This is a genomic window from Vibrio fortis, assembly GCF_000695685.1.
Lineage (GTDB): Bacteria > Pseudomonadota > Gammaproteobacteria > Enterobacterales > Vibrionaceae > Vibrio > Vibrio fortis_A.
In genome coordinates, this window is the sequence record NZ_JFFR01000005.1 from 72,117 (window position 1) to 96,637 (window position 24,521).

General features: G+C 47.2%; 18 protein-coding genes. 10 read left to right on the forward strand and 8 right to left on the reverse strand.

The window, feature by feature from the left end; translation table 11 throughout:
* The first annotated feature begins 22 nt into the window (after nucleotides 1-22).
* Nucleotides 23-1,309 (forward strand): malic enzyme-like NAD(P)-binding protein, encoded by a 1,287-nt coding sequence (locus tag VFDL14_RS17080; protein WP_032549980.1) that lies wholly within the window; start codon nucleotides 23-25, stop codon nucleotides 1,307-1,309.
* Nucleotides 1,310-1,489: 180 nt separating this feature from the next.
* Here the strand turns inward: VFDL14_RS17080 and metJ are convergent, their stop codons facing one another.
* A complete protein-coding gene (gene metJ, locus VFDL14_RS17075; RefSeq protein WP_004415993.1) occupies nucleotides 1,490-1,810 on the reverse strand; it encodes a met regulon transcriptional regulator MetJ in 321 nt (106 codons plus the stop codon).
* Nucleotides 1,811-2,019: 209 nt separating this feature from the next.
* Between metJ and VFDL14_RS17070 the strand changes: the two genes are divergently transcribed.
* From VFDL14_RS17070 to metF, 3 genes are all read left to right on the forward strand, one after another.
* A complete protein-coding gene (locus VFDL14_RS17070; protein ID WP_032549981.1) occupies nucleotides 2,020-3,204 on the forward strand; it encodes an O-succinylhomoserine (thiol)-lyase in 1,185 nt (394 codons plus the stop codon).
* The gene (locus VFDL14_RS17065; protein ID WP_032549982.1) at nucleotides 3,204-5,615 is read left to right on the forward strand and encodes a bifunctional aspartate kinase/homoserine dehydrogenase II; all 2,412 of its coding nucleotides are present in this window, start codon (nucleotides 3,204-3,206) and stop codon (nucleotides 5,613-5,615) included. Before VFDL14_RS17070 ends, VFDL14_RS17065 begins: the two co-directional genes overlap by 1 nt.
* 277 nt (nucleotides 5,616-5,892) lie before the next feature.
* Nucleotides 5,893-6,792 (forward strand): methylenetetrahydrofolate reductase, encoded by a 900-nt coding sequence (metF, locus tag VFDL14_RS17060; protein ID WP_032549983.1) that lies wholly within the window; start codon nucleotides 5,893-5,895, stop codon nucleotides 6,790-6,792.
* 96 nt (nucleotides 6,793-6,888) lie between these two features.
* On the opposite strand, the gene VFDL14_RS17055 is transcribed toward metF, so the two are convergent.
* The 3 genes from VFDL14_RS17055 to argE form a co-directional block, all read right to left on the reverse strand.
* Nucleotides 6,889-7,428 (reverse strand): PadR family transcriptional regulator, encoded by a 540-nt coding sequence (locus tag VFDL14_RS17055; RefSeq protein WP_032549984.1) that lies wholly within the window; start codon nucleotides 7,426-7,428, stop codon nucleotides 6,889-6,891.
* 359 nt (nucleotides 7,429-7,787) lie between these two features.
* Nucleotides 7,788-10,424 carry a phosphoenolpyruvate carboxylase gene (ppc, locus tag VFDL14_RS17050; RefSeq protein WP_172974251.1) on the reverse strand — a complete coding sequence of 879 codons (2,637 nt, stop codon included), beginning with the start codon at nucleotides 10,422-10,424 and terminating at the stop codon, nucleotides 7,788-7,790.
* Between the two features lie 262 nt (nucleotides 10,425-10,686).
* Complete coding sequence (gene argE, locus VFDL14_RS17045) at nucleotides 10,687-11,823, reverse strand: acetylornithine deacetylase (RefSeq protein ID WP_032549985.1); 1,137 nt, start codon at nucleotides 11,821-11,823, stop codon at nucleotides 10,687-10,689.
* Between the two features lie 153 nt (nucleotides 11,824-11,976).
* On the opposite strand from argE, the gene argC reads away from it, so the two are divergent.
* The 4 genes from argC (at nucleotide 11,977) to argH (ending at nucleotide 17,316) form a co-directional block, all read left to right on the forward strand.
* Entirely contained in the window at nucleotides 11,977-12,981 is a 1,005-nt protein-coding gene (gene argC, locus VFDL14_RS17040; protein ID WP_032549986.1) for an N-acetyl-gamma-glutamyl-phosphate reductase, read from the forward strand.
* Nucleotides 12,982-12,992: 11 nt separating this feature from the next.
* On the forward strand, nucleotides 12,993-13,781 hold the full coding sequence (gene argB, locus VFDL14_RS17035) for an acetylglutamate kinase (RefSeq protein ID WP_032549987.1): 789 nt from the start codon (nucleotides 12,993-12,995) through the stop codon (nucleotides 13,779-13,781).
* A gap of 124 nt (nucleotides 13,782-13,905) precedes the next feature.
* Nucleotides 13,906-15,117 (forward strand): argininosuccinate synthase, encoded by a 1,212-nt coding sequence (locus VFDL14_RS17030; protein WP_032549988.1) that lies wholly within the window; start codon nucleotides 13,906-13,908, stop codon nucleotides 15,115-15,117.
* A gap of 324 nt (nucleotides 15,118-15,441) precedes the next feature.
* Nucleotides 15,442-17,316 carry an argininosuccinate lyase gene (argH, locus tag VFDL14_RS17025; protein ID WP_032549990.1) on the forward strand — a complete coding sequence of 625 codons (1,875 nt, stop codon included), beginning with the start codon at nucleotides 15,442-15,444 and terminating at the stop codon, nucleotides 17,314-17,316.
* 216 nt (nucleotides 17,317-17,532) lie between these two features.
* Here argH and VFDL14_RS23870 read toward each other — a convergent pair whose 3' ends face one another.
* A complete protein-coding gene (locus VFDL14_RS23870) occupies nucleotides 17,533-17,796 on the reverse strand; it encodes a DUF3624 domain-containing protein (RefSeq protein ID WP_084181824.1) in 264 nt (87 codons plus the stop codon).
* A gap of 87 nt (nucleotides 17,797-17,883) precedes the next feature.
* Between VFDL14_RS23870 and VFDL14_RS17020 the strand changes: the two genes are divergently transcribed.
* Nucleotides 17,884-18,246, forward strand: a complete 363-nt coding sequence (locus tag VFDL14_RS17020; protein ID WP_032549991.1) for a RidA family protein — start codon at nucleotides 17,884-17,886, stop codon at nucleotides 18,244-18,246.
* A gap of 131 nt (nucleotides 18,247-18,377) precedes the next feature.
* On the opposite strand, the gene VFDL14_RS17015 is transcribed toward VFDL14_RS17020, so the two are convergent.
* Together VFDL14_RS17015 and VFDL14_RS17010 are read right to left on the reverse strand one after the other, a co-directional pair.
* The gene (locus tag VFDL14_RS17015; protein ID WP_032549992.1) at nucleotides 18,378-19,844 is read right to left on the reverse strand and encodes a dihydrolipoyl dehydrogenase; all 1,467 of its coding nucleotides are present in this window, start codon (nucleotides 19,842-19,844) and stop codon (nucleotides 18,378-18,380) included.
* A gap of 200 nt (nucleotides 19,845-20,044) precedes the next feature.
* A complete protein-coding gene (locus VFDL14_RS17010) occupies nucleotides 20,045-20,773 on the reverse strand; it encodes a glutathione peroxidase (RefSeq protein WP_032549993.1) in 729 nt (242 codons plus the stop codon).
* 205 nt (nucleotides 20,774-20,978) lie between these two features.
* Here VFDL14_RS17010 and oxyR point away from each other — a divergent pair, with 205 nt between their 5' ends.
* A complete protein-coding gene (gene oxyR, locus VFDL14_RS0122985; RefSeq protein WP_032549995.1) occupies nucleotides 20,979-21,866 on the forward strand; it encodes a DNA-binding transcriptional regulator OxyR in 888 nt (295 codons plus the stop codon).
* A gap of 84 nt (nucleotides 21,867-21,950) precedes the next feature.
* On the opposite strand, the gene VFDL14_RS17005 is transcribed toward oxyR, so the two are convergent.
* Entirely contained in the window at nucleotides 21,951-24,509 is a 2,559-nt protein-coding gene (locus VFDL14_RS17005; RefSeq protein ID WP_032549996.1) for a penicillin-binding protein 1A, read from the reverse strand.
* Nucleotides 24,510-24,521 lie beyond the last annotated feature (12 nt).

Genomic DNA, 24,521 nt, shown 5'->3' on the forward strand with positions numbered 1-24,521 from the left:
ATATTCTAGGAAACCTACACCCATGTCTGATGACACTCTCCAAGCTCAATCTGAAGAACTATCACCTCAAGAACAATTCCGTCAGCAAGCTCTTGATTATCATGAGTTCCCAATTCCTGGCAAAATTGCCGTTGAACTGACAAAGTCTGCAAATTCTGCAGAGGATCTGGCCCTTGCTTACAGCCCAGGTGTGGCTGAGCCAGTTCGTGAAATCGCACAGAACGTGGATAACGTTTATAAGTACACAGGTAAAGGCAACATGGTTGCAGTTATCTCTAACGGTACAGCGATTCTTGGCCTAGGTAACCTAGGTCCTATTGCTTCTAAACCAGTAATGGAAGGTAAAGCGCTCCTGTTTAAGCGTTTTGCAGGTTTAGATTCTATCGATATTGAAGTAAAACACCGCACAATCGATGAGTTCGTAGATACAGTAGCGAATATTGCCGATACATTCGGTGGCATCAACCTAGAAGACATCAAAGCACCAGACTGTTTTGAAATTGAACGCCGCCTAATCGAGCGCTGTGATGTCCCTGTATTCCACGATGACCAGCACGGTACTGCGATCGTAACAGCTGCGGGTATGCTGAACGCGATTGAGCTTCAAGGTAAGAAGCTGGAAGAGTGTAAGATTGTTTGTTTGGGTGCAGGTGCAGCGGCGGTTGCGTGTATGGAACTGCTGATCAAGTGTGGCGCGCAGCGTGAGAAGATCTACATGCTAGATCGTAAAGGCGTGATTCACACTCGTCGTGACGATCTGAACGAATACAAGCAGTTGTTCGCGAACAACACTGACAAGCGTACTCTAGAAGATGTTATTGAAGGTGCAGACCTATTCCTAGGTGTATCGGGTCCTAACCTGCTACCAGCGGAATCGCTGAAGTTGATGGCTGATAAGCCGATCGTATTCGCGTGTTCTAACCCAGATCCAGAGATCAAGCCAGAGCTTGCTCACGAAGTTCGTAGCGACCTTATCATGGGTACGGGCCGTAGTGATTACCCGAACCAAGTAAACAACGTTCTGTGTTTCCCATTCATCTTCCGTGGTGCTCTTGATGTTCGTGCAAGCGAAATCAACGATGAAATGAAGCTAGCGGCAGTGGAAGCGATTCGTGAACTTGCGAAAGAAGAAGTACCTGCAGACGTACTAAAAGCAGCAGGTGCTGATGCACTTGAGTTTGGTAAAGGCTACATCATTCCTAAGCCAATGGACCCACGTCTACTGCCTCGCGTGGCAAAAGCAGTTGCTCAGGCGGCGGTTGATTCAGGTGTGGCTCGTATTGAGATGCCAGCAAACTACATGGCGTAGAAGCATATGGCATAGAGACTGGATGGCGTAATCGTCATTTAGTAGAGCGAAGAGAATAATAAAAAACCGACTCATCTGGAGTCGGTTTTTTTATGCCTTAAATTCACACTAGATGATTAAGGCAATCAATCTGGTTCAGCTAAAGCGAATCAAATGTTGAAGGTAGTGACTGAGTTATGATTATTCTTCGTCAAACGCTTCGAACTCGATACCCATCTCTGTCATCAGCTTTTTCACTTCAGCTGGGATATCGTCTGGGCGGTCTTTACGCAGGTCTTCATCTGTTGGTAGAGGCTGGCCAGTATATGCATGCAGAAAGGCTTCACATAGCAGCTCACTGTTTGTTGCATGGCGTAGGTTGTTAATCTGGCGGCGGGTACGCTCGTCAGTTAGAACCTTTAACACTTTTAGAGGGATAGAAACTGTAATTTTCTTTACTTGTTCGCTTTTCTTTCCATGCTCAGCATATGGGCTTATGTATTCACCATTCCAGTCGGCCATTGCGTACCTTCATCACTTTAGTTGTTAGATTAAATTAATAGGGGTGATTTTAGCGGGATTTACCGCCATAAGCAAAGACATATAGACGTCTAGAAGTGTTGACGTCTCATTCTTATGAAAGTAAAGTGAATAACATATATCTAACACAGCCGCAAAACCCCGACAAGCCGCTGTGATTCTCAGACGCCAAAACCTGTAAGGAAACACCTATGAGCAGCCGGAAACCAGCAACCATCGCCGTACGTACTGGTATCGAGTCAGACACTCAACATCATGCCGTTGTTCCACCAATTTATCTGTCGACTAACTACGGTTTTCCCGCTTTTGGTGAAGTGCCTAAGTATGATTACACTCGCTCAGGTAACCCAAACCGTGGCTTGCTAGAAACCGCCCTGTTTGAATTGGAGTCTGGTAAGGGGGCAGTTGTGACCAACTGTGGTACTTCTGCATTGAACCTTTGGGTTTCTGCATTTCTTGGTAGTGATGATCTGATCGTGGCACCACACGACTGCTACGGTGGTACTTACCGCCTTTTCAATACTCGCTCACAAAAGGGTGACTTTAAGGTTTTGTTTGTCGATCAATCGGATCAAGCTGCATTCGATGCTGCGATCGCACTCAAGCCTAAATTGATCTTGTTGGAAACGCCATCAAACCCACTGGTGCGTGTCGTCGACATTGAAGAAACCTGCCGCAAGGCAAAAGAGGTGGGGGCGCTGGTGGCGGTTGATAACACCTTCTTGACTCCTGTGTTCCAAAAGCCTTTAGAGCTTGGTGCTGACTTTGTTATCCACTCCACGACTAAGTACATCAATGGTCACTCAGATGTGATTGGCGGCGTAGTGATTACTAAAACCGAAGAGCACGCTGAAGAGCTGGCTTGGTGGGGCAACTGTATTGGTGCAACGGGGACACCATTTGATAGCTACATGACGCTGCGTGGTATTCGTACGCTAGGTGCGCGTATGCGTGTTCATGAAGAGAGCTCTCGTGAGATTTTAACGGCGCTACAGAAACAACCTTTGGTTGATACCATTTACCACCCGAGCCTGCCTGAGCATCCAGGTCATGAGATTGCTAAGAAGCAGCAGTCTGGTTTTGGGTCTATGCTGAGTTTTGAATTTGCTGGTTCTTTCGAGGCGTTGAAACACTTTGTTGGTGAGTTAGAGCTGTTTTCACTGGCAGAGTCTCTGGGTGGTGTCGAGAGCTTGATTTGTCACCCTGCTTCGATGACACACCGCGCAATGGGCGAAGAAGCTTTAGCGGAAGCGGGAGTGTCTCATCAACTTCTGAGACTATCGGTAGGCCTTGAAGATGCAGAAGACCTGATTGCAGACCTTGAACAAGCCTTTGCCAAAGCGCAGCAGTTCATCGATAACGGGGAGAGCAAGTAATGGCTAACTTTCGCCAATTGCATAAATTTGGTGGTAGCAGTTTGGCAAACCCTGAGTGCTATCAACGTGTAGTCAGTATTCTCAAAGAGTACTCTAGCGAAACAGACTTGGTCGTGGTGTCTGCGGCAGGCAAAACCACAAACAGATTGATCGAATTTTTAGAGGCGTTGGATAAAGATGGACGTTTGGCTCATGAGTGTCTGCAATCTCTGCGTCAGTTCCAACTAGAGCTGGTTTCAGAACTATTAGAGGGCGAAGTAGCAGAGCGGTTAACTGCAACCCTACAACGAGAGTTTACGGCTTTAGGTGAATTGACCGCGCCATTGAATGAAGCACAAAAAGCGTCTGTGTTAGGCCATGGTGAAGTGTGGTCGTCTCGCTTACTAGCGGCGCTTTTATGTCAGAGTGACCTCCAAGCTGTAGCACAAGATGCACGAGACTTTCTGCGTGCTGAAGCGGGTGCTCAGCCAGAGGTGGATCGTGCTCGTTCATACGCATTGATTAAAGAGTCTCTCGCCCAACACGCTCATTGTCGCGTAGTGATTACCGGCTTTATGGCGCAAAACAGTGCCGGTGAAACGGTGCTTTTAGGTCGTAATGGTTCGGATTACTCAGCGACCGTGATTGGCGCATTGGCTGAAGTGGATCGTGTGACAATCTGGAGTGATGTGGCCGGTGTGTATAGTGCTGACCCTAGGTTGGTCTCTGATGCATGCCTGTTGCCTTTGCTACGTCTAGATGAGGCGAGTGAACTTGCACGTCTGGCGGCACCTGTGCTTCACAGTCGTACTCTACAACCTGTCGCGCAGAGTGCGATGGATCTTAGCCTACGCTGCAGCTATCAGCCTGAGTCTGGCTCTACCCAAATTGAGCGTGTATTGGCGTCGGGACGCGGTGCAAAGATCATCACCTCTTTAGATGATGTACTACTGATTCAGCTTACCTTTGGTCATGGCCATGACTTTGAGCGCCTTGAGAGTGAGGTGCTTGAGGGGCTTAAGCGCGCTCAGCTCGAGCCACTGGCTTACGAGCTGCAAGCGGACCAAAACTGTTTGCGTCTCGCCTACACTGAAGAGATTGCGGGTGGAGCGCTTGAATATCTCCAAGACCACGCGATTGAAGCGGAAATCAAACTCAAAGAGGGTTACTCACTGGTTGCTGCGGTAGGTGCTGGTGTGACTAAGAACCCGAACCACTGCTATGGCTTCTACCAACAACTTAAGAGCGCACCGGTTGAGTTTATCTCAGAGTCTCAGTCTCGTTTGAGCTTAGTGGCCGTCGTTCGTAAGTCGGAAACTGAAACCTTAGTGAAAGGCATTCACTCTCAATTGTTCCAAGCTCAGAAGCGCGTTGCGATTGCGCTGTGTGGTAAGGGTAACATCGGCTCAAGCTGGCTATCACTGTTCGCTGAGCAAAAGGTTGAACTAGAAAAGCGTCGCGGCATGAACTTCGAGTTGGTTGCGGTGGTGGATAGTCAAACTTATTGGTACGACGAACAAGGTATCGATGCTCGTGCAGTCGTCGATCGCTTTGGTGACGAGGCAGTCGAGTATTCGGACGGCGAGTGGTTAACCAAGTTAGGTTCAATTCAAGGCTATGATGAAGTGGTGGTATTGGATGTAACGGCGAGCAAGGTACTGGCTGACAAGTATTTGGACATCGCTCAACAAGGTATCCACCTCATCTCAGCCAACAAAGTCGCGGGCTCTGCATCGAGTGATTACTACCATCAGGTACAAGACGCGTTCGCGAAGATCAGCCGCCATTGGTTGTACAACGCGACAGTAGGTGCAGGCTTACCGATCAACCATACTGTACGTGACTTGCGTGAGAGTGGTGATGACATCATTGCGCTGTCAGGCATCTTCTCTGGCACTCTATCTTGGTTGTTCCAACAATTTGATGGCTCAGTACCATTTAGCGAGTTGGTGGACCTAGCGTGGCAACAAGGCTTAACTGAGCCAGACCCTCGCTCTGACCTTGATGGTTCGGATGTGATGCGTAAGCTGGTGATTCTGGCGCGTGAATCTGGTCTAGATATTGAACCTGAGAACGTCAAAGTGGAATCTTTGGTACCTGAAGAGCTGCAAGATCTCTCTGTCGATGACTTCTTTGATAAAGCATCAGTATTGAGCGAAGTGCTGGCTGAGCGTCTAGAGAAGGCTCAATCGCAGCATAAGGTACTACGTTATGTTGCACGCCTTGAGAAGAACGGTAAGGCAACGGTAGGTGTAGAAGCGCTATCGAAAGAGCATGCCCTGGCGAACCTGCTGCCATGTGACAACATCTTTGCGATTGAGAGTAAGTGGTACAAAGATAACCCATTGGTGATTCGTGGTCCTGGTGCAGGACGTGAGGTAACGGCCGGTGCGATTCAGTCTGATTTGAATAGAATGTCGAGCCTGTTCTAAAACTCAGATCGATGGTTTGTAAGCGTAAATAGCATACTATCCACTAAGATAAATAAGGCTGAAAGCACAATGTGTTTTTCAGCCTTTTTTGTACGTTATTATTGCTTTGCGACCCATTTATCGACTTGAAGATTCCTCACGATCAACTTGAGAAAAATTCATAATGGATCTGTTGACATTAAATCGTATTCAATACATTCTGTGGACATATAGACGTCTAAACGTCGGTTTAAAGGTTTGAGATTTTAGTGGTTGAGTTGGCCACAGGGAGAGTAAGATGGGATACACGCACGCAAGTCATATAGACGCTTTGAATCAGAACATTGCTGAGCTTTCTGACAACATCAATGTGTCATTTGAGTTTTTTCCGCCAAGCAATGAGAAGATGGAAGAGACACTGTGGAACTCTGTACACCGTCTGAAAACACTACAACCTAAGTTTGTATCGGTGACTTACGGTGCTAACTCTGGTGAGCGTGACCGTACCCACTCAATCATCAAAGAGATTAAAGACCAGACGGGCCTTGTTGCAGCGCCACACCTAACGTGTATTGATGCAAGCCGTGAAGAGTTGATTCAGATCGCTGACGATTACTGGGCGAATGGTATTCAAAGTATCGTTGCACTGCGTGGTGATATTCCTCCAGGTGGTGGTGCGCCAGAAATGTATGCCTCAGACCTTGTTAAACTGCTTAAAGCTCGCCATGACTTCGATATCTCAGTTGCGGCTTTCCCTGAAGTTCACCCTGAAGCGAAGAGCGCACAAGCCGATCTACTTAACCTAAAACGTAAAGTTGATGCGGGTGCTAACCGTGCAATTACTCAGTTCTTTTTTGATGTAGAGAGCTACCTGCGTTTCCGTGACCGCTGTGTGGCTGCAGGCATCGATGTAGAGATCGTTCCGGGCATTCTACCTGTATCTAACTTTAAGCAAGCGTCTCGCTTTGCGGCGATGAACAATGTGAAAGTACCGGGTTGGATGGCGAAGCAATTTGAAGGCTTAGACGATGACCCAACAACACGTCAACTAGTAGGTGCGAGCCAAGCGATTGATATGGTTAGAACGCTAAGCCGTGAAGGTGTGAAGGATTTCCATTTCTATACACTGAACCGTGCTGAGATGACTTACGCACTTTGTCACACTCTAGGTGTGCGCCCTCAGGTTGCAGCACTGTAAGCTTCAACTCTATACAGCAGATACAAAAAAGGCTTGAATACTGAGTATTCAAGCCTTTTGCTTATTTAGTCTCTGGTGAAATCACCAGCGTCAAACTTACGCTAGCGTTTCAAGCTCTAGTAGAACTTCTTCAGCCCACATGATCCAAGCTTCACGGATCAGTAGGTTACGACGCAATGTTAGTCGCTCTAGACGTGCTTGCTTGTCTAGTGTTGACGGCGTTGCATAGTAAGCTGCTTCAATCTCTTTGTAGTGAGAAACCAGCTTGCGTGATTCTTCAACTAGTTCAGAAAGTTGTACTTGGTATGCAGCAGATGGTTGAACGGCACAAGCCATCAGTTTTGCTGAAAACTCATCACGTACAGTTGGGTGAGCTGTTGGCTGTTCGAACCATTCGCCAAGTGCACGACGGCCAGCGTCTGTGATTGAGTAAACTTTACGGTCAGGTTTGCCTTCTTGAGGTTCTAGTACACAAGTTACCTGTTCGTTTTGAGCCATTTTGTTGAGCTCGCGGTAAACTTGTTGGTGGCTAGCTTTCCAGAAGTATCCAATGCTTGCTGAGAATTCTTTAGTGATATCGTAACCAGTAGCATCGCGTGTACTTAAAACGGTTAGAATTACGTGTGGTAATGACATGTCTTCAATCCAAATGGTCAATAAACAGTAAACAAAAACTTAAACATCAAGTGTGCTTCTTGCGGCACGATATATTGGGTTATGTCTAAGTTGCACCAACACTCTTTGTTGTTGGTTGTGTCACCTTATAAAGCCGTTTATCACCTAGTCGGACTAGCTTGCCTAGTCCAATGCTACGAAATATTTTGATTGGAGTGTTCTCGCAGCGGAGCAGTAGTATATCTAAATAATAAGCATAAAGTAGAATACATGGACAAAATAACCCAAAAAACTGATAAAAGACTCAATAGTGTTTTCTGGGTAAAATAAAAAGGTCGCCATGGGCGACCTTTTGTTCTTTATTTAGAATATTATTCTGCTTAACCAGTGTTGCGCATGCCTGCTGCAATGCCTGCAATCGTCACCATAAGCGCTTCTTCTAGCTCTGCTGGTGGCGTTTCACTCTGACGAGTACGGTATAGCAGCTCAGCTTGAAGCATGTTCAACGGCTCAACGTAGATGTTACGTAGGCGGATAGACTCTTGTCCCCAAGGGTCGCTCTGCATTAGGTTTTCATTGTTCTCTACATTTAGCACCGCTTTGATGTCTTTTTGCAGCTGTTCGCGAAGCTTCTCACCTAGTGGCAATAGTTCTTCGTCTACCAAACGCTGGTCGTAGTACTTAGCGATCTCCATATTACACTTCGAGTAAACCATCTCAAGCATACCTAAGCGAGTCGAGAAGAATGGCCACTCGCGACACATCTCTTCAAGTAGTGCTTGATGGCCTTGATCAACCGAGTATTGAATCGCTTCACCAGCACCTAACCATGCAGGTAGTACTAGACGGTTTTGGCTCCAAGAGAAGATCCAAGGGATAGCACGCAGGCTCTCTACGCCACCATTTGGATTACGCTTAGCTGGACGAGAGCCTAGAGGCAGTTTGCCAAGCTCTAGCTCTGGGGTTGCCTGGCGGAAGTAAGGAACGAATTTTTCTTCGCCACGAACCACGTTGCGGTAAGCTTCACAAGAAACCTGTGATAGTACTTCCATCAGATCGCGCCACTCTTGCTTCGGCTCTGGTGGTGGAAGTAGGTTTGCTTCAAGGATTGCGCTTGCGTATAGGTTAAAGCTGTTCACTGCGACATCAGGTAAGCCAAGCTTAAAGCGAATCATCTCGCCTTGCTCGGTTACACGCAGACCGCCTTTCAAGCTCTTTGGTGGCTGAGAAAGTAGTGCTGCGTGTGCAGGAGCGCCACCACGGCCTACGGTACCACCACGGCCGTGGAATAGAGTCAGCTCAATGCCTTCCTCTTCACACGCTTTAACAAGCTTATCCATTGCATCGTATTGCGCCCAACCTGCAGACATTACGCCAGCATCTTTTGCGGAATCAGAGTAGCCGATCATGACCATTTGGTGGTTCTGGATAAAGCCACGGTAAAGGTCAATGCTCATTAGCTGCTTCATTACCGCTTCAGAGTTGTTCAAGTCGTCTAGCGTTTCAAACAACGGACATACGTCCATGCGGTACGGACAGCCTGATTCTTGAAGTAGCAAGTGAACCGCAAGTACGTCTGACGCCGTGCGAGCCATTGAGATAACGTAAGCACCAAAGGCTTCACGAGGTTGTGCAGCAATCACCTTACAGGTGTCTAGGACCTCTTTGACTGGCTCAGATGGCTCCCAATCGCGCGGAAGTAGTGGACGCTTAGAGCTTAGCTCGTTGGTTAGGAAAGCAATCTTGTCTTGCTCGCTCCACTGATCGTAGTCACCGATACCTAGGTAGCGAGTGAGCTCAGAAAGAACGTCTGAGTGACGTGTGCTCTCTTGGCGGATATCAAGACGAACTAGGTGTACGCCAAAGGCTTTGATACGGCGCAGTGTATCTAACAGTGAGCCGTCTGCGATTACGCCCATGCCACACTCATGTAGCGATTGATAACATGCGTAAAGCGGCGTCCACAGTTGGTCGATATTCTGTAGTGTGGTCTTCTTCGGTACTTCTGCGTCGTGCAGTTTTGCGTCAAGTACTTCGAGCGTGTCCGTAAGTAACGTACGTAGGCTCTTAAGGATCGCGCGGTAGGCTTCGTGCTCGTCGCCAGCTAGTTCGCGTACAGTGTCGTTGCACTTCGTCATCGACAGTTCAGTGATCAGCTCGTTGATGTCACCTAGGTAAAGATCAGCGGCTTTCCAGCGAGATAGGCGCAGTACTTCTTTAGTGATTGAGTGCGTAACAAACGGGTTACCATCGCGGTCACCACCCATCCAAGATGAGAAGTGTACCGGGCGAGCATCGATAGGTAGGCCTTCACCAAGGAAGCCTTTCAAGCGGCCATCCATTTCACGCAGGAAGTCAGGTACCGCTTCCCAAAGAGAGTTTTCAACAACCGCAAAGCCCCATTTCGCTTCATCAAGCGGAGTCGGACGCTGCTGGCGAATCACGTCTGAGTGCCAGCCTTGAGCGATCAGTTGCTCTAGACGACGTTCAGTTTTCACGCGTTCTTTGTTTGATAGGTCGCTCAGCTCAAGCTTTGATAGACACTCGTTGATCTTAACGAGCTTGTTGATCATGGTGCGACGAGTGATTTCAGTTGGGTGAGCGGTCAGTACTAGCTCGATATTCAGGTCGCGAACGGCTTGAGCAGCATCGAGTTTGCTGATGTCGTTTTGGTTTAGCTTAGAGAACAGAGATTGAAGTACGTCTGGTTCACAAACGTGCTCTTCACAGTGGCGAGAAATGGTGTGGTATTGCTCCGCCATGTTGGTGAGGTTTAGAAATTGGTTGAAAGCACGAGCGACAGGGGTGAGTTGCTCGTTCGGTAAATTTTTGATCTCTTCAACTAGGCTGTCGCGGTCAGCTTGGTTGCCTGCTCGAGCTGACTTGGAAAGTTTACGGATAGTCTCCACTTTCTCTAGGATTACGTCGCCATGCGCGTCTTGAATAGTGTTACCTAGCAAGCGTCCTAGCATGCTCACGTTACTCTTGAGAGCGGCGTATTTCTCGTTCATTGTCATCCTGCCTCGTAAAAAAATTACATCCATTGTTCCTTGTTAGGTACACAATCTAGCGAAAACTGCTGTATCTAGTCAAATAAAGCATCCTAAGTTTACAATTATTGGTTATATAAATGGCGAAGCTATAAATTTTCTTTTCTGAGAGAACGAAGGTGAAATTTAATTACAAATTCACGATGATGATATCAAAACAGTACAAAAGCGACCTTTCGAGGTCGCTTTTGTTCGATAGTGCGAGCGATATTGAGTTATCGCGCAATAACTAGAAACAATATTTATAGATCGACTTACTCAAAATATTGATGGTTGGATCGATGAAATCAAAGCTTAAGAATTCATCTGGCTGGTGTGCTTGGTCAATAGAACCCGGCCCTAGCACCAGTGTTGGACATAGCTGCTGCAAGAAAGGTGCTTCAGTACAGTAGTTCACCGTTTGTGACTCGGTTTCACATACCGACTCCATGCCACCAATAAATGGATGATCATGCTGACACTCATAACCCGGAATCGGTTCGTGTAGCGGAGTGATCTCAATTCTGCCCGGCCATTTAGCTTCGACCTCTTTAAGCGCATTGCGCAGCATGTTGTCCAAACCATCCAAACTAATGCCCGGAAGAGGGCGCACATCGTAGTGCAGCTCACAGCAGCCACAAATGCGGTTGGCACTATCGCCACCGTGGATGTGGCCAAGGTTGAGTGTCGGGCTAGGAATCGCGAATCCTGGGTGGTGATACTCTTTGATGAGCTTGTCGCGAAGTTGCATCAGAGCAAACAGCACTTCATGCATGATCTCAATGGCGTTCACGCCGAGCGCTGGGTCAGAAGAGTGGCCAGATTTACCCGTTACTCGCACTGCATTCGCGACATGGCCTTTATGACCACGAATCGGCACTAGGCTAGTCGGCTCACCAATAATGCAGTAATCCGGTTTGAAAGGGGCATTGTCGGTGAAGTGACGAGCACCGAGCATGGTGGTCTCTTCATCACAAGTCGCCAGTACATAGAGAGGCTTGGTCTGCTTACTCCAGTCAATCTTCTTTACCGCTTCATAAATAAACGCGAAGAAGCCTTTCATGTCTGCTGTACCCAATCCGTAGAAGCGATTGTTGTGTTCTGTCAGTGCATGAGGGTTGAAGTTCCAACGTCCTTCATCAAAAGGAACTGTGTCGCTGTGACCAGCAAGCAGCAAGCCACCTTCGCCAGAGCCCATCTTTGCCACCATATTATGCTTGCCGGGCTCGACCTCTACGACTTCAACACTAAAGCCTAAGTCTTTAAACCATTGAGCCATCTTCTCGATGACCTTCTCGTTACCATGATCCCAACTTGGATCGGTTGAGCTGATCGAATCGGTGGAAATTAGGCCCTGGTAGACCTCAAGAAAACTGGGTAATTGCATAATATCTTCACTTCTACTATTGACAGAAAAACCATAAGGCGGTAAAACACATATTAAATCATATTTAGTGAATAAAAAATCAAATAAAACCAAAAATTAAGTATGATTAGTCAAATTTGAACTGTAACTTACCTCAAGAATGGATGTGTGAGAATGTTGAAAACCACGATCATTGGCGCAAGCGGCTACACAGGAGCAGAACTGGCTCTGATGGTAAACAGACACCCTGAGTTAACGCTATCAGGTTTGTTTGTCTCCGCCAACAGTGTAGATGCGGGTAAACCGATTTCTAGCCTGCACGGAAAATTGGCAGGTCTAATTGATATGCCAGTCGAGCCATTAGTCGACCCAGTTAGTGTAGCTAAAGAGGCGGATGTGGTTTTCCTAGCGACGGCACACGAGGTTAGTCATGACCTTGCGCCGATTTTTTTAGAGAACGGTTGCCAAGTTTTCGACTTATCAGGCGCGTTCAGAGTTAAGGGTGAAAACTTCTATCAAGATTTTTACGGCTTTGAGCATCAGCATGAGCAGTGGCTAGATAGCGCTGCCTATGGACTGGCTGAGTGGAATGAAGCTGAAATTAAAGAAGCACAATTGGTTGCTGTCGCAGGTTGTTACCCAACAGCTTCTCAACTGGCAATTAAGCCTTTGGTAGAAAGCAAGCTGCTAGATGAGAACCAATGGCCTGTGATTAACGCAACCAGTGGTGTAAGTGGCGCAGGTCGCAAGGCAAGCATGGTCAATAGCTTCTGTGAAGTGAGCTTGCAGCCTTACGGTGTATTCAATCACCGTCACCAACCTGAAATTGCAGCGCACTTGGGTTGCGATGTCATTTTTACGCCGCACCTAGGAAACTTTAAGCGTGGCATTTTAGCGACCATCACCATGAAGTTGGCAGATGGCGTGACTGAAGAGCAAGTACAGCAGGCGTTTGCTACTGCTTACCAAGATAAGCCGGCAGTGAGACTGCTCGAAGAAACATTGCCAAGAATTCAAGACGTTGAACATACTCCTTTCTGTGATTTGGGATGGAAGGTTCAGGGTCAACACATCATCGTTGTTTCAGTGATTGATAACTTATTGAAGGGTGCATCTAGCCAAGCGATGCAGTGTTTAAATTTACGGTATGGCTTTGCGCCATTAACTGCGCTAGTGTAAGGAATTCTCTAATGAGCCAAAATAATCAACCATTAATCATAAAGTTAGGTGGCGCTGCACTGTCTTGTAGCGAAACGTTGAGCAAGCTTTTCGGGGCAATTTCACAATACAAACAGCAAGCGCAACGACCTATCGTCATCGTTCATGGCGGTGGCTACCTGGTTGATGAGCTGATGGGCAAGCTCAATCTAGAGACCGTAAAAAAGCAGGGCCTACGTGTGACGCCTTATGATCAGATCCCTGTGATTGCTGGCGCACTAGCAGGAACAGCAAATAAGCTTCTTCAAGGCCAAGCGATCAAAGATGGTCTCAATGCTGTAGGTCTAAGCCTTGCTGATGGCGGCCTATGTCAGGTAAGCGAGTTAGATCCTGAATTGGGTGCAGTAGGTAAAGCAGCGCCGGGTAATTCTCAGGTTCTGCAAGCCATCCTTGATACGGGCGCACTGCCAATCATCAGCTCGATCGGTCTGACAGACCAAGGGCAACTAATGAACGTCAATGCAGACCAAGCTGCTGTTGCTGTCGCAGGGGCACTGGATGCAGAGCTGGTACTGCTATCAGATGTGAGCGGCGTTCTTGATGGAAAAGGTCACCTTATTCCGAGCCTAAGCCAACAACAAGCGGATGAGCTGATTGAAGGCAAAGTCATCACCGACGGCATGATCGTTAAAGTACAAGCGGCACTTGAAGCGGCCAATGACCTTGGCCGTCCGATTGAAGTCGCGACCTGGCGCTACCCAGACAAGCTAGCACAACTATTTTCAGGTGAAAGCATCGGTACTCAGTTTTTACCTCAGTAACATGTTTTTATCTCAGTAGCTTCTGAACTCAGAAAGTGAAGTTAAAGAATTAATTAAGTCGAATGGATAAACCCCGAGGAGCTGACCGCCAAAGTGCAGGCCCGGGAATTTAGGAGAAACTCAAATGAGCAAGGTTAAAGTTAATAAAGTTGTTGTAGCCTATTCTGGCGGTCTAGATACTTCGGTAATCATTCCGTGGTTAAAAGAGAACTACGACTGTGAGGTTGTGGCGTTCGTGGCCGATGTTGGTCAAGGCGCAGAAGAGCTAGAAGGCATTGAAGAGAAAGCGAAAGCGTCTGGTGCGTCTGAGTGTTACATCGCAGACCTAAAAGAAGAGATGGTTGCAGACTACATCTTCCCAACGCTAAAAACCGGTGCTTACTACGAAGGTAAATACCTTCTAGGTACGTCGATGGCTCGTCCAATTATTGCTAAAGCGCAGGTTGAAGTTGCACGTAAAGTGGGTGCAGACGCACTATGTCACGGCTGTACGGGTAAAGGTAACGACCAAGTTCGTTTCGAAGGCGCATTTGCTGCACTAGCACCAGATCTACACGTAATTGCACCATGGCGTGAGTGGGATCTTGTGAGCCGTGAAGAGTGTCTAGACTACCTAGCAGAGCGTAACATCCCTTGTACTGCTTCTCTAACTAAGATCTACTCGCGTGACGCGAACGCGTGGCACATCTCTACAGAGGGTGGCGTACTAGAAGATACATGGAATGCACCAAACGAAGATTGCTGGGCGTGGACAGTAGATCCAGAGCAAGCACCAAACGAATCTGAAACAGTAACGCTGAAAGTTGAAAAGGGTGAAGTGGTTGCAGTAGACGGCGAAGCAATGACGCCATACAACGCACTGGTTTACCTAAATGAAAAAGGCGCGAAGCACGGTGTTGGCCGTATCGATATCGTAGAGAACCGTCTTGTAGGTATGAAGTCTCGTGGTTGTTACGAAACTCCAGGGGGCACAATCATCATGGAAGCGCTGCGTGCGGTTGAGCAGCTAGTGCTAGACAAAGCAGCATTCGAATTCCGTGAAGAGCTAGGTGTTAAGGCTTCTCACCTTGTATACGATGGTCGTTGGTTCACTCCGCTATGTAAGTCAATCCTAGCGGCAACAGAAGAGCTAGCACAAGACGTGAATGGCGAAGTGGTTGTTAAGCTATACAAAGGCCACGCAACGGTGACTCAGAAGCGTTCTGACAACAGCCTATACTCAGAAGAGTTCGCAACCTTTGGTGAAGATGAAGTTTACGACCAAAGCCATGCAGAAGGCTTCATCCGCCTTTACTCTCTATCAAGCCGTATCCGTGCTCTAAACAGCCAAAAGTAACAAATACAGTTACTTAAGATACTAGAAATTGTTCAAAGCCCACTCGCTATTGGTTTAGCGAGTGGGCTTTTTGTTGGGTGGTTGAGCATCGGCTTTTACGTTTGGATGGCATATAATCGCCCCATTATGGCTATTAGTCGCATCAGTATGGTGATGAAAATCGTTTTCATCAGGCATTGATGAATAAATATGTAAAAATAATGAATTTATACTTTATTTTTAATCTGATTTGCCGTAAGTTTAAACCATTAGAAAAAGGCTGAATTTCTATCAGACTTATTATTTGCAAAACACAGTGAGCACTGGGCAATTAGGAGATACGCAATGGCATTATGGGGCGGGAGATTTACCCAAGCAGCAGATACACGGTTTAAAGATTTTAACGATTCACTTCGTTTTGACTACCGCTTGGCTGAGCAAGACATTGTGGGCTCTATTGCCTGGTCAAAAGCTCTACTGTCGGTCAACGTTCTAACTGCAGAAGAACAGCAAAAGCTTGAGCTTGCGCTGAATGAGCTGAAGTTAGAGGTGATGGAAGATCCTGAGCAAATCCTACGTTCAGACGCAGAAGATATTCACAGCTGGGTTGAACAACAGCTGATCGGTAAGGTTGGTGACCTTGGTAAGAAGCTACACACTGGCCGTTCTCGTAATGATCAAGTGGCGACTGACCTGAAACTTTGGTGTCGTCAGCAAGGTCAACAACTGTTGATTGCGCTGGATCGCCTTCAAAGCCAAATGGTGAATGTGGCGGCTCAGCATCAAGGAACCGTGCTACCGGGATATACCCACCTTCAACGTGCACAACCTGTCACCTTCGCTCACTGGTGTCTGGCATATGTTGAGATGTTCGAACGTGATTACTCGCGTTTGAATGATGCAATTAAGCGTCTTGATACTTGTCCTCTGGGTTCTGGTGCTCTTGCGGGTACTGCATACCCAATGGACCGTGAAGCGCTGGCGCATAACTTAGGTTTCCGTCGTGCAACGCGTAACTCTCTAGATTCAGTATCTGACCGTGACCATGTGATGGAGCTGATGTCGATTGCTTCTATCTCTATGCTGCATCTATCGCGTCTTGCCGAAGATATGATTTTCTACAACTCTGGTGAATCAAACTTCATCGAGTTAGCAGATACAGTGACATCTGGTTCGTCTCTGATGCCACAAAAGAAAAACCCGGATGCACTAGAGCTTATCCGTGGTAAAACCGGCCGTGTATACGGTTCACTTGCTGGCATGATGATGACAGTGAAAGCTCTACCTTTGGCTTACAACAAAGACATGCAGGAAGATAAAGAGGGTCTATTTGATGCTCTAGATACTTGGAATGACTGTATGGAGATGGCGGCGCTTTGTTTCGACGGCATCAAAGTCAACGGCGAGCGTACTCTAGAAGCAGCGAAGCAAGGTTACGCAAACTCAACTGAGCTGGCTGATTACCTTGTAGCGAAGGGTATTCCTTTCCGTGAAGCGCACCATATTGTCGGCGTAACTGTTGTCGCGGCGATTGCTAAAGGTTGTGCTCTGGAAGAGCTGTCTATCGCAGAGATGAAAGAGTTCTCCGAGGTGATTGAAGAGGATGTGTATGACATCCTGACGATTGAATCGTGTCTTGAGAAGCGTAGTGCTCTGGGTGGTGTATCACCAAAACAGGTGGCTTTCGCTGTCGACCAAGCCGAGAAGCGTCTCGCGCAGCGTGATACCTCTATTGTTAAGGTGCGTCCTGCGCGCTTGACTGATGTTGAAGCGCTGGAAGGCATGGTTGCTTACTGGGCGAATATGGGCGAGAACCTGCCACGCTCACGCAATGAACTTGTTCGCGATATTGGCTCATTTGCGGTAGCTGAGCATCATGGCGAAGTGACAGGTTGTGCATCGCTTTATGTTTATGACTCTGGTCTAGCGGAGATTCGCTCTCTGGGTGTCGAAGCGGGTTGGCAAGGTCAGGGACAAGGTTCCGCGATTGTTCAACATCTTGTAGAGAAAGCGCGCCAAATGGCAATCAAGAAAGTCTTTGTTCTGACACGTACTCCAGAGTTCTTTATGAAGCATGACTTCTTGCCAACATCGAAGTCGTTACTGCCAGAGAAAGTACTTAAAGATTGTGACCAGTGCCCTCGTCAGCATGCTTGTGATGAAGTTGCACTGGAAGTAAATCTAGTCGAACAAGTAATTGCTAAGACAAACGTTGCATAAGGTGTTGATTTTAAAGTTCTTAGAAAAAAGATAAAAAAAGATCGTTTTTCTGGGAACAAATTAAGGGAAGCACGGTCTATTAAAGTACCACTGCTTTTTCTTAGAATTTTCTAAGAAAGCCCTGAAACCGATTGGCTTCAGGGCTTTTTTTATGCCTGCGATTTGCTCCGCGCTATTTTCTAATGATTGATTTATTGAGCCTAGTATCGGCCTTGTTTATCTTGTCGACGATCTTTTTCGCTTGCTTCTTCTTGGTAAGATCAACCACTTCATGATCCAATGGATCATAAGCAAGCCACTAAAGGCGCTGGCGGCCATCAAAAGAGCGATAGCATTAATGCTCTTGGGTTGGTCTGAGAAAAACAGCCACCAAGTTCCCCAACTGAGAATCGACAGTATTGTTAGCTGGTTCATACAACGTTGACATCGTCCGAGCTTATCGCGGATTTTTTCGCTTTTATTGCAATGCTTACATGTCATCTTGGGTTGAATTCGCGTTATCCTAATGGTCTTTGATAATAACACGTCACCCTATGGTTAATCACGGTGACACCGAGAGAGAAAGTGATGATTGAACGTCAAGAAACCAAACAACGTATGAGCCGTATCGTAAAGCACAACGGTACGATTTACCTATGTGGCCAAGTGTGTGCTGATGCAACTCAAGGTATTAAAGAGCAAACTCAAACCATGTTAGACAAGGTTGAGACCTTGCTTGAGCAAGCGGGCAGTGACAAAGAGCACATGTTGTCAGCAACGATCTACCTGAAAACAATGGACGACTTCCAAGAGATGAACGCAGTATGGGACGCATGGGTTCCAGAAGGTCACGCACCAGCTCGTGCTTGTGTAACGGCTGATATGGCTCGTGAAGCGCTATTGGTTGAGATCTCTGTGATTGCTGCAGAGAAGAACAGCAGCTGCTGTTAATCTTTCGAATTACATAAGAGATTCCAGACATCTCGTCCCTCGAATGACGTATTTAGTTAAAAACAAAAAGGAAAGCCATTGGCTTTCCTTTTTAGTATCTGGTGTTTTCTATCCTATTTAATTAACTGCGATTAACAACCTGGACCACAGTCTAGACAGTGTTTCACCATCTCTGGGCCTAAATGCAATTTCGCATTGAGGTCACGCAGTGCAGTTCGAACGCCTTCTTCAATCACCGGGTGGTAGAACGGCATGTCCAGCATTTCTGAAACTGTCATCTTGTTCTGGTGTGCCCATGCTAACAAGTGCGCCAAGTGTTCTGCGTTTGGCCCCATCATCTCAGCACCGAGGAAACGGCCGGTTCCTTGCTCGCCGTAGACGTGCAGGATACCTTTGTTGCGTAGCATCACTCGTGAGCGGCCTTGGTTCTCGAAAGAGACTTCACCGGTTGCGAAACAGCCACATGTGCCTAAACGCGTGGTGATCTCTTTGTAGGTTTCGCCAACCATCGCGATTTGCGGGTCAGAGAATACGGCTGAGATTTTAGAGCGGCGTAGCCCTGCTCGAATCTCTGGGAAACGACCTGCATTGTCACCCGCGATGCGTGCTTGGTCTGCTGCTTCATGTAGCAGAGGCAGTTGGTTACTTGCATCACCAGCAATAAATATCGATGGTAGCGATGTTTGAAGCGTGTAATGGTCTGCAACTGGCACACCACGTTCATCAAGCTCAAGAGAGGTGTTCTCTAGACCAAGCTTGTCCGTATTTGGACGACGACCTGTTGCTGCTAGCACGTATTCAACAGTGTTGGTTTCTAGTTCACCTTGCTTATTGATGAACTGGATTTCGACACATGGCTCACCGGATTCAGTGGTAATACGCTTCATGCTTTCGATTTTTACGTCGGCATCTAGGTAGAACTCTTCATTGAAGGCCTTATCGGCATAAGCCATGATCTCTGGGTCGGTTACTGGGCCAACTTGACCACCCAGCCCGAACAGTTTGGTTTTTACACCTAAGCGGTGCAGTGATTGACCAAGCTCTAGGCCAATAACACCAGGGCCAAATACGGCAACGGACTCTGGTAAATCATCCCAGCTGAACACGTCATCGTTAATGATTAGGCGGTCGCCAAGTTCATTCCAAACAGCAGGGTATGCAGGGCGAGAGCCGGTTGCGATCACAATGCGGTTCGCATTCACGATCGTATGCTCATCCACTTGAAGTGTGTTGTCGTCCAAGAACTTGGCATAGCCAACGATCTTGTCTTGCTCTGGGATTTCATCCACGCCCTCTAAAACAAAACCAACAAAACGGTCACGTTCACGTTTAACTCGGTCCATCACTTCGCGGCCATTGATGACGATTTCACCTTGCGGATGCACACCAAATGCCGGTGCTTTTTCGATTTGGTGAACACTTTCCGCTGCAGCAATCAGCAACTTAGAAGGCATACATCCAACTCGAGCACAAGTAGTGCCGTATGGGCCACCCTCAATCATCACTACACTGTCAGTGTGTGCTTTTGCAGCACGGTACGAACCTAGACCAGCTGTACCGCCCCCGATAACTGCGACATCTACATTGACTTGTTTCATAATAATTTCCCGCAATGGTTAAATTAAACGTAAACGAATCCCTCCAACTCCGATGATGTATTAAGAGTCAGGATGGTGACGTTTTGTGGTTTGTTTTATTAGGTTTAGCTTGTGACTGTGGATAATGCGAGCCACAAGCTTGATTCAACCCGATAGGGCTAGCCAACCCACAAGTGAGTGGGTTAGCCATTTAGCAGTGATTAGCCTAGGAAAGCTTCTAGCTCTTCGCTACCACCGATGTGTTTACCACCGATGAAGACTTGAGGAACCGTAGAGCGACCAGAGATAGCACGTAGGCTTACTGTTGTTGCATCTTTACCTAGAACCACTTCTTCGTAGTTTAGGCCTTTGTCGATAAGGTTCTGTTTTGCTTTCATGCAGAACGGGCAACCTGGTTTAGTGAATACAGTGATGGACTCTTGCTCTTTGTGCTCAGGTGCAATGTAGTTAAGCATAGTGTCAGCATCAGAAACCTTGAACGGGTCGCCTGGTACGTCTTCTTCGATGAACATTTTCTCTACCACGCCGTTTTTAACCAGCATGCTGTAGCGCCATGAACGTTTGCCAAAGCCAATATCGTTCTTCTCAACTAGCATGCCCATGCCGTCTGTGAAGTCACCGTTACCGTCTGGAATGAAGGTGATGTTTTCAGCTTCTTGGTCTGCTTTCCAAGCGTTCATTACGAATGTGTCATTCACTGATACACACAGAATGTCATCAACACCATTTTCTTTAAATACCGAGTAAAGCTCGTTGTAACGCGGTAGGTGGCTTGAAGAACAAGTTGGTGTGAACGCACCCGGTAAGCTAAATACGATAACCGTCTTGTCTTTGAATAGCTCTTCTGTTGTAACGTTTACCCAAGCATCACCTTGGCGAGTAGGGAATGTTACTTGAGGAATTGATTGACCTTCTTTAGATGCAAACATAATGGTTTCCTTAGAGATTACTTTTAATTTGGTTCGTATAGAGCTTAGCGTTTTTCCGCGCTCTGTTTCGTTTTGTTGAGCCCATTATTAGATAAATCCTTTGATAGCTCTAATCGTTTGATGTTATGGTTTTGATAGGTATTTTCTATTAAGAGCTTTCTTTTACAGGAAGTGCATTCTTTACACCTTAGGTAAGAGACCAATCATGAACATTCGTGACTTTGAATACTTGGTGGCTTTAGCCGAGCATAAACATTTTCGAAAAGCCGCAGAGGCGTGCTTTGTTAGTCAGCCTACTTTAAGCGGTCAGATCCGTAAGCTTGAAGAGGAGATTGGATTACAACTGACTGAACGCAGCCCAAGGAAGGTGATTTTTACTGAGTCTGGTTTGCAGCTGGTGGAGCAGGCGAAGCGTATCTTGAATGAGGTGAAGACCTTTAAAGATATGGCGAGTGGTCATGGCGATGCGATGACAGGGCCTATGCACATCGGCTTCATTCCGACAGTGGGTCCATATATCTTGCCGAAGATTGTTCCTCACCTAAAAGAGCAGTTCCCAGATCTCGAGCTGTTTCTTCACGAAGCACAAACGCACCAACTCGTGAGTCAGCTAGAGGATGGCAAGCTCGATTGTCTGGTGTTAGCTGCGGTAGATGAGACAGCTGTTTTTAAAGAGATCGATGTTTACGATGAACCACTAAGTGTCGCGGTTCCATGTGACCATGAATGGGCGGAGCAAGATAGTGTCGATATGCTCCAGCTCAATGGTAAAACCGTACTCGCACTGGGTGATGGCCACTGTCTGCGCGACCAAGCATTGGGTTTCTGTTTCGCGGCAGGAGCAAGAGACGATGAGCGCTTTAAAGCGACCAGCCTAGAGACCCTGCGTAACATGGTTGCAGCGGGGGCGGGTATTACACTACTGCCAGAGCTTTCTCTGCCAGCTGAGAAGAAAAAGGATGGGGTATGTTACGTACCTGCGGTTAATCCAACGCCTTCTCGCCGTATTGTTGTGGCATACCGACCGGGTTCACCACTGCGTGGTCGATTCGAACAGCTTGCAGAAGCGATTCGCATACAACTAGAAAAATAACGTCTGAGAGCTTAAAGCTATAGATAAAAAGAGGGCTGATACTTATTAGGTATCAGCCCTCTTTAATTGGTGCTTAGTGTTGGATTAGAACAGCTCTTCTTCCGCTTCACCTGATGATGAGTAGATATCATCACCAAAGCGCTCGCTGATGTACTCAGTAGGCTCAGTGCCTTTTACAAAGTACTCAAACATCGAAGAACCATCGGACTTGTTGGTCAGGAGACCGGTATCTCTATCGATACGCACACGCACAATATCTTCTGGGATATCTTTGCGCTGTGCTGGCACATCTTTCAGAGCTAAGCCCATGAAGTCGACCCAAGCTGGTTGAGCGGTTTTAGCGCCAGCTTCTGCACCCGTGATTTGGTTCTTACCTAGGTTGCTGTTGTTCTTAGTGCGACCTAAGTTACGGTTATGGTTATCAAAACCAACCCAAACTGTTGCGACAATGCCAGGGCCGTAACCACTGTACCATGTGTCTTTTGAGTCGTTGGTAGTACCGGTTTTTCCACCGATGTCTCGACGTTTTAGTGGTTGTGCACGCCAGCCTGTACCGTTCCAACCCGTACCTTCACGCCAGTTACCACCACCCCAGATGTTGCTGTACAGCATCTCACGAACTAGGAATGCATTCTGTTCAGAGATAACTTGTGGTGCATATTGCGTTTCTGCATCCACGTCTTGCTCTGCGAACTCGTCAGCAATTGGATCCGTTTCTAGAGTCGTTTCGCAATCTTGGTGACAAACCACTTTTGGTGATGCTTCAAACTCTACGTCACCAAATGGGCTTTCAACGCGGCTGATGTAGAAAGGTTCAACATAGTAACCGCCATTAGCAAATACCGAGTAGCCCTGTGCAACCTTCATAGGCGTTAAGCTGCCAGCACCGAGTGCGATGGTTTCAGAGCGAGGCACTTCATCAATATCAAAACCAAAGCGAGTCAGGTAGTTACGTGTATCATCTAAGCCCACTTCACGTAGTACACGTACCGCCATTACGTTCTTAGATTGCGCTAAGCCAATACGAAGACGAGTTGGACCCACATACGTTGGTGGAGAGTTCTTTGGACGCCACGCAGTACCTTGGCTCTTATCCCACTGGTTAATTGGCGCGTCATTAATCAGCGACGCTAGCGTTAAGCCTTTATCGATAGCCGCTGAGTAGATGAAAGGTTTGATACCTGAACCTACTTGACGGATTGATTGAGTCGCGCGGTTAAATTTGTTGTGAACAAAGTTAAAGCCACCCACCATAGAGAGCACAGCACCGTTGTCTGGGTTCATCGCAACAAACGCGGTATTTGCGTTTGGCACTTGGCTTAGACGCCAGTTAGTTGGTGCCGCATTAGCGATTTCAGTGGCCTCTTCACTCTCTTCGGTTGTCGCTTCTTTACCTGAGATCGCTTCGCTGCGTACCCAGATCTGCTCACCAACAGCTAAGATCTCTTTTGCGTTTGATGGGGCTGGGCCTTGTCGGTCGTCAGTTAGGAACTTACGAGCCCAGTTCATGCCTTGCCACTCAATCACGCCTTCGCCTTGGTTTTTAACCCAAACGTGAGCGCTTTGAGCATCTACTTTGGTCACGACTGCAGGTGTTAGATCACCATAGGTTGGTTGCGATCTTAGGTGCTTAACAATTTGTTCTTGTTCCCAAGCCGCTTGCTCGGTTTGCCACAGTACTTTTTCTGCACCACGATAGCCGTGTCGCTCATCGTAGTTAAGAAGGTTAGTGATAGCGGCGCGGTTTGCTGCATCTTGCAGAGTTGAATCAACCGTCGTGTAGACTTTCATACCTGATGTATAAGCGTCTTCACCGTAGCGTTCGACCATCCAAGCACGAGCTACTTCTGCGACATAAGGCGCGCTCAATTCGATCTCTGCACCGTGGTATTTTGATACTAACTCTTCAGCACGCGCTTCATCATACTCTTCCTGAGTAATGTACTTCTCATCCAGCATTCGGCCTAAAACTACATTACGGCGATTGGTCGCACGCTCTAGTGAGTAGATAGGGTTCATCGTCGATGGTGCTTTTGGCATACCAGCCAGCGTTGCGATTTCACTCAGGGTGAGATCCGGAAGATCTTTACCAAAGTAAACGCGTGCAGCAGCACCGAAACCATAAGAGCGGTGACCCAAGAAGATCTTGTTCACGTACAGCTCCATGATCTCTTCTTTGCTGAGTAGCTGCTCAATGTGGATCGCAATGAAGATCTCTTTAATCTTACGCATGATCTTTTTCTCATTTGATAAGAAGAAGTTACGCGCAAGCTGTTGTGTAATGGTACTCGCCCCTTGCTTTGCTGAGCCTGACATAGCAACAACAATCGCAGCACGAGTAATACCAATTGGGTCGATACCAGGGTGGTCGTAGAAGCGGCTATCTTCGGTAGCGATGAGTGCTTCAACTAGATGACGAGGGATTTCGTCGTAGCTGACAGGGTTGCGTCGCTTTTCACCAAATTGAGAGATCAATTTGCCGTCTTGACTGAAGACTTGCATTGGCGTTTGAAGCTCAACATCGCGTAGCGTCGCGACATCTGGCAATTCTGGTTTTACGTAATAGTAAAAACCAAAAATTGTACTGACTCCAAGAATCATGCAAACCAATGTAAATATGAATAATCGCTTTATGAACTTCACCGGATAATCCCT

Bases quoted from the DNA above. Each gene is read 5' to 3' on its own strand.
- VFDL14_RS17080 (WP_032549980.1), top strand. From the start codon at position 23: ATGTCTGATGACACTCTCCAAGCTCAATCTGAAGAACTATCACCTCAA.
- metJ (WP_004415993.1), bottom strand. From the start codon at position 1,810: ATGGCCGACTGGAATGGTGAATACATAAGCCCATATGCTGAGCATGGA.
- VFDL14_RS17070 (WP_032549981.1), top strand. From the start codon at position 2,020: ATGAGCAGCCGGAAACCAGCAACCATCGCCGTACGTACTGGTATCGAG.
- VFDL14_RS17065 (WP_032549982.1), top strand. From the start codon at position 3,204: ATGGCTAACTTTCGCCAATTGCATAAATTTGGTGGTAGCAGTTTGGCA.
- metF (WP_032549983.1), top strand. From the start codon at position 5,893: ATGGGATACACGCACGCAAGTCATATAGACGCTTTGAATCAGAACATT.
- VFDL14_RS17055 (WP_032549984.1), bottom strand. From the start codon at position 7,428: ATGTCATTACCACACGTAATTCTAACCGTTTTAAGTACACGCGATGCT.
- ppc (WP_172974251.1), bottom strand. From the start codon at position 10,424: ATGACAATGAACGAGAAATACGCCGCTCTCAAGAGTAACGTGAGCATG.
- argE (WP_032549985.1), bottom strand. From the start codon at position 11,823: ATGCAATTACCCAGTTTTCTTGAGGTCTACCAGGGCCTAATTTCCACC.
- argC (WP_032549986.1), top strand. From the start codon at position 11,977: ATGTTGAAAACCACGATCATTGGCGCAAGCGGCTACACAGGAGCAGAA.
- argB (WP_032549987.1), top strand. From the start codon at position 12,993: ATGAGCCAAAATAATCAACCATTAATCATAAAGTTAGGTGGCGCTGCA.
- VFDL14_RS17030 (WP_032549988.1), top strand. From the start codon at position 13,906: ATGAGCAAGGTTAAAGTTAATAAAGTTGTTGTAGCCTATTCTGGCGGT.
- argH (WP_032549990.1), top strand. From the start codon at position 15,442: ATGGCATTATGGGGCGGGAGATTTACCCAAGCAGCAGATACACGGTTT.
- VFDL14_RS23870 (WP_084181824.1), bottom strand. From the start codon at position 17,796: ATGACATGTAAGCATTGCAATAAAAGCGAAAAAATCCGCGATAAGCTC.
- VFDL14_RS17020 (WP_032549991.1), top strand. From the start codon at position 17,884: ATGATTGAACGTCAAGAAACCAAACAACGTATGAGCCGTATCGTAAAG.
- VFDL14_RS17015 (WP_032549992.1), bottom strand. From the start codon at position 19,844: ATGAAACAAGTCAATGTAGATGTCGCAGTTATCGGGGGCGGTACAGCT.
- VFDL14_RS17010 (WP_032549993.1), bottom strand. From the start codon at position 20,773: ATGTTTGCATCTAAAGAAGGTCAATCAATTCCTCAAGTAACATTCCCT.
- oxyR (WP_032549995.1), top strand. From the start codon at position 20,979: ATGAACATTCGTGACTTTGAATACTTGGTGGCTTTAGCCGAGCATAAA.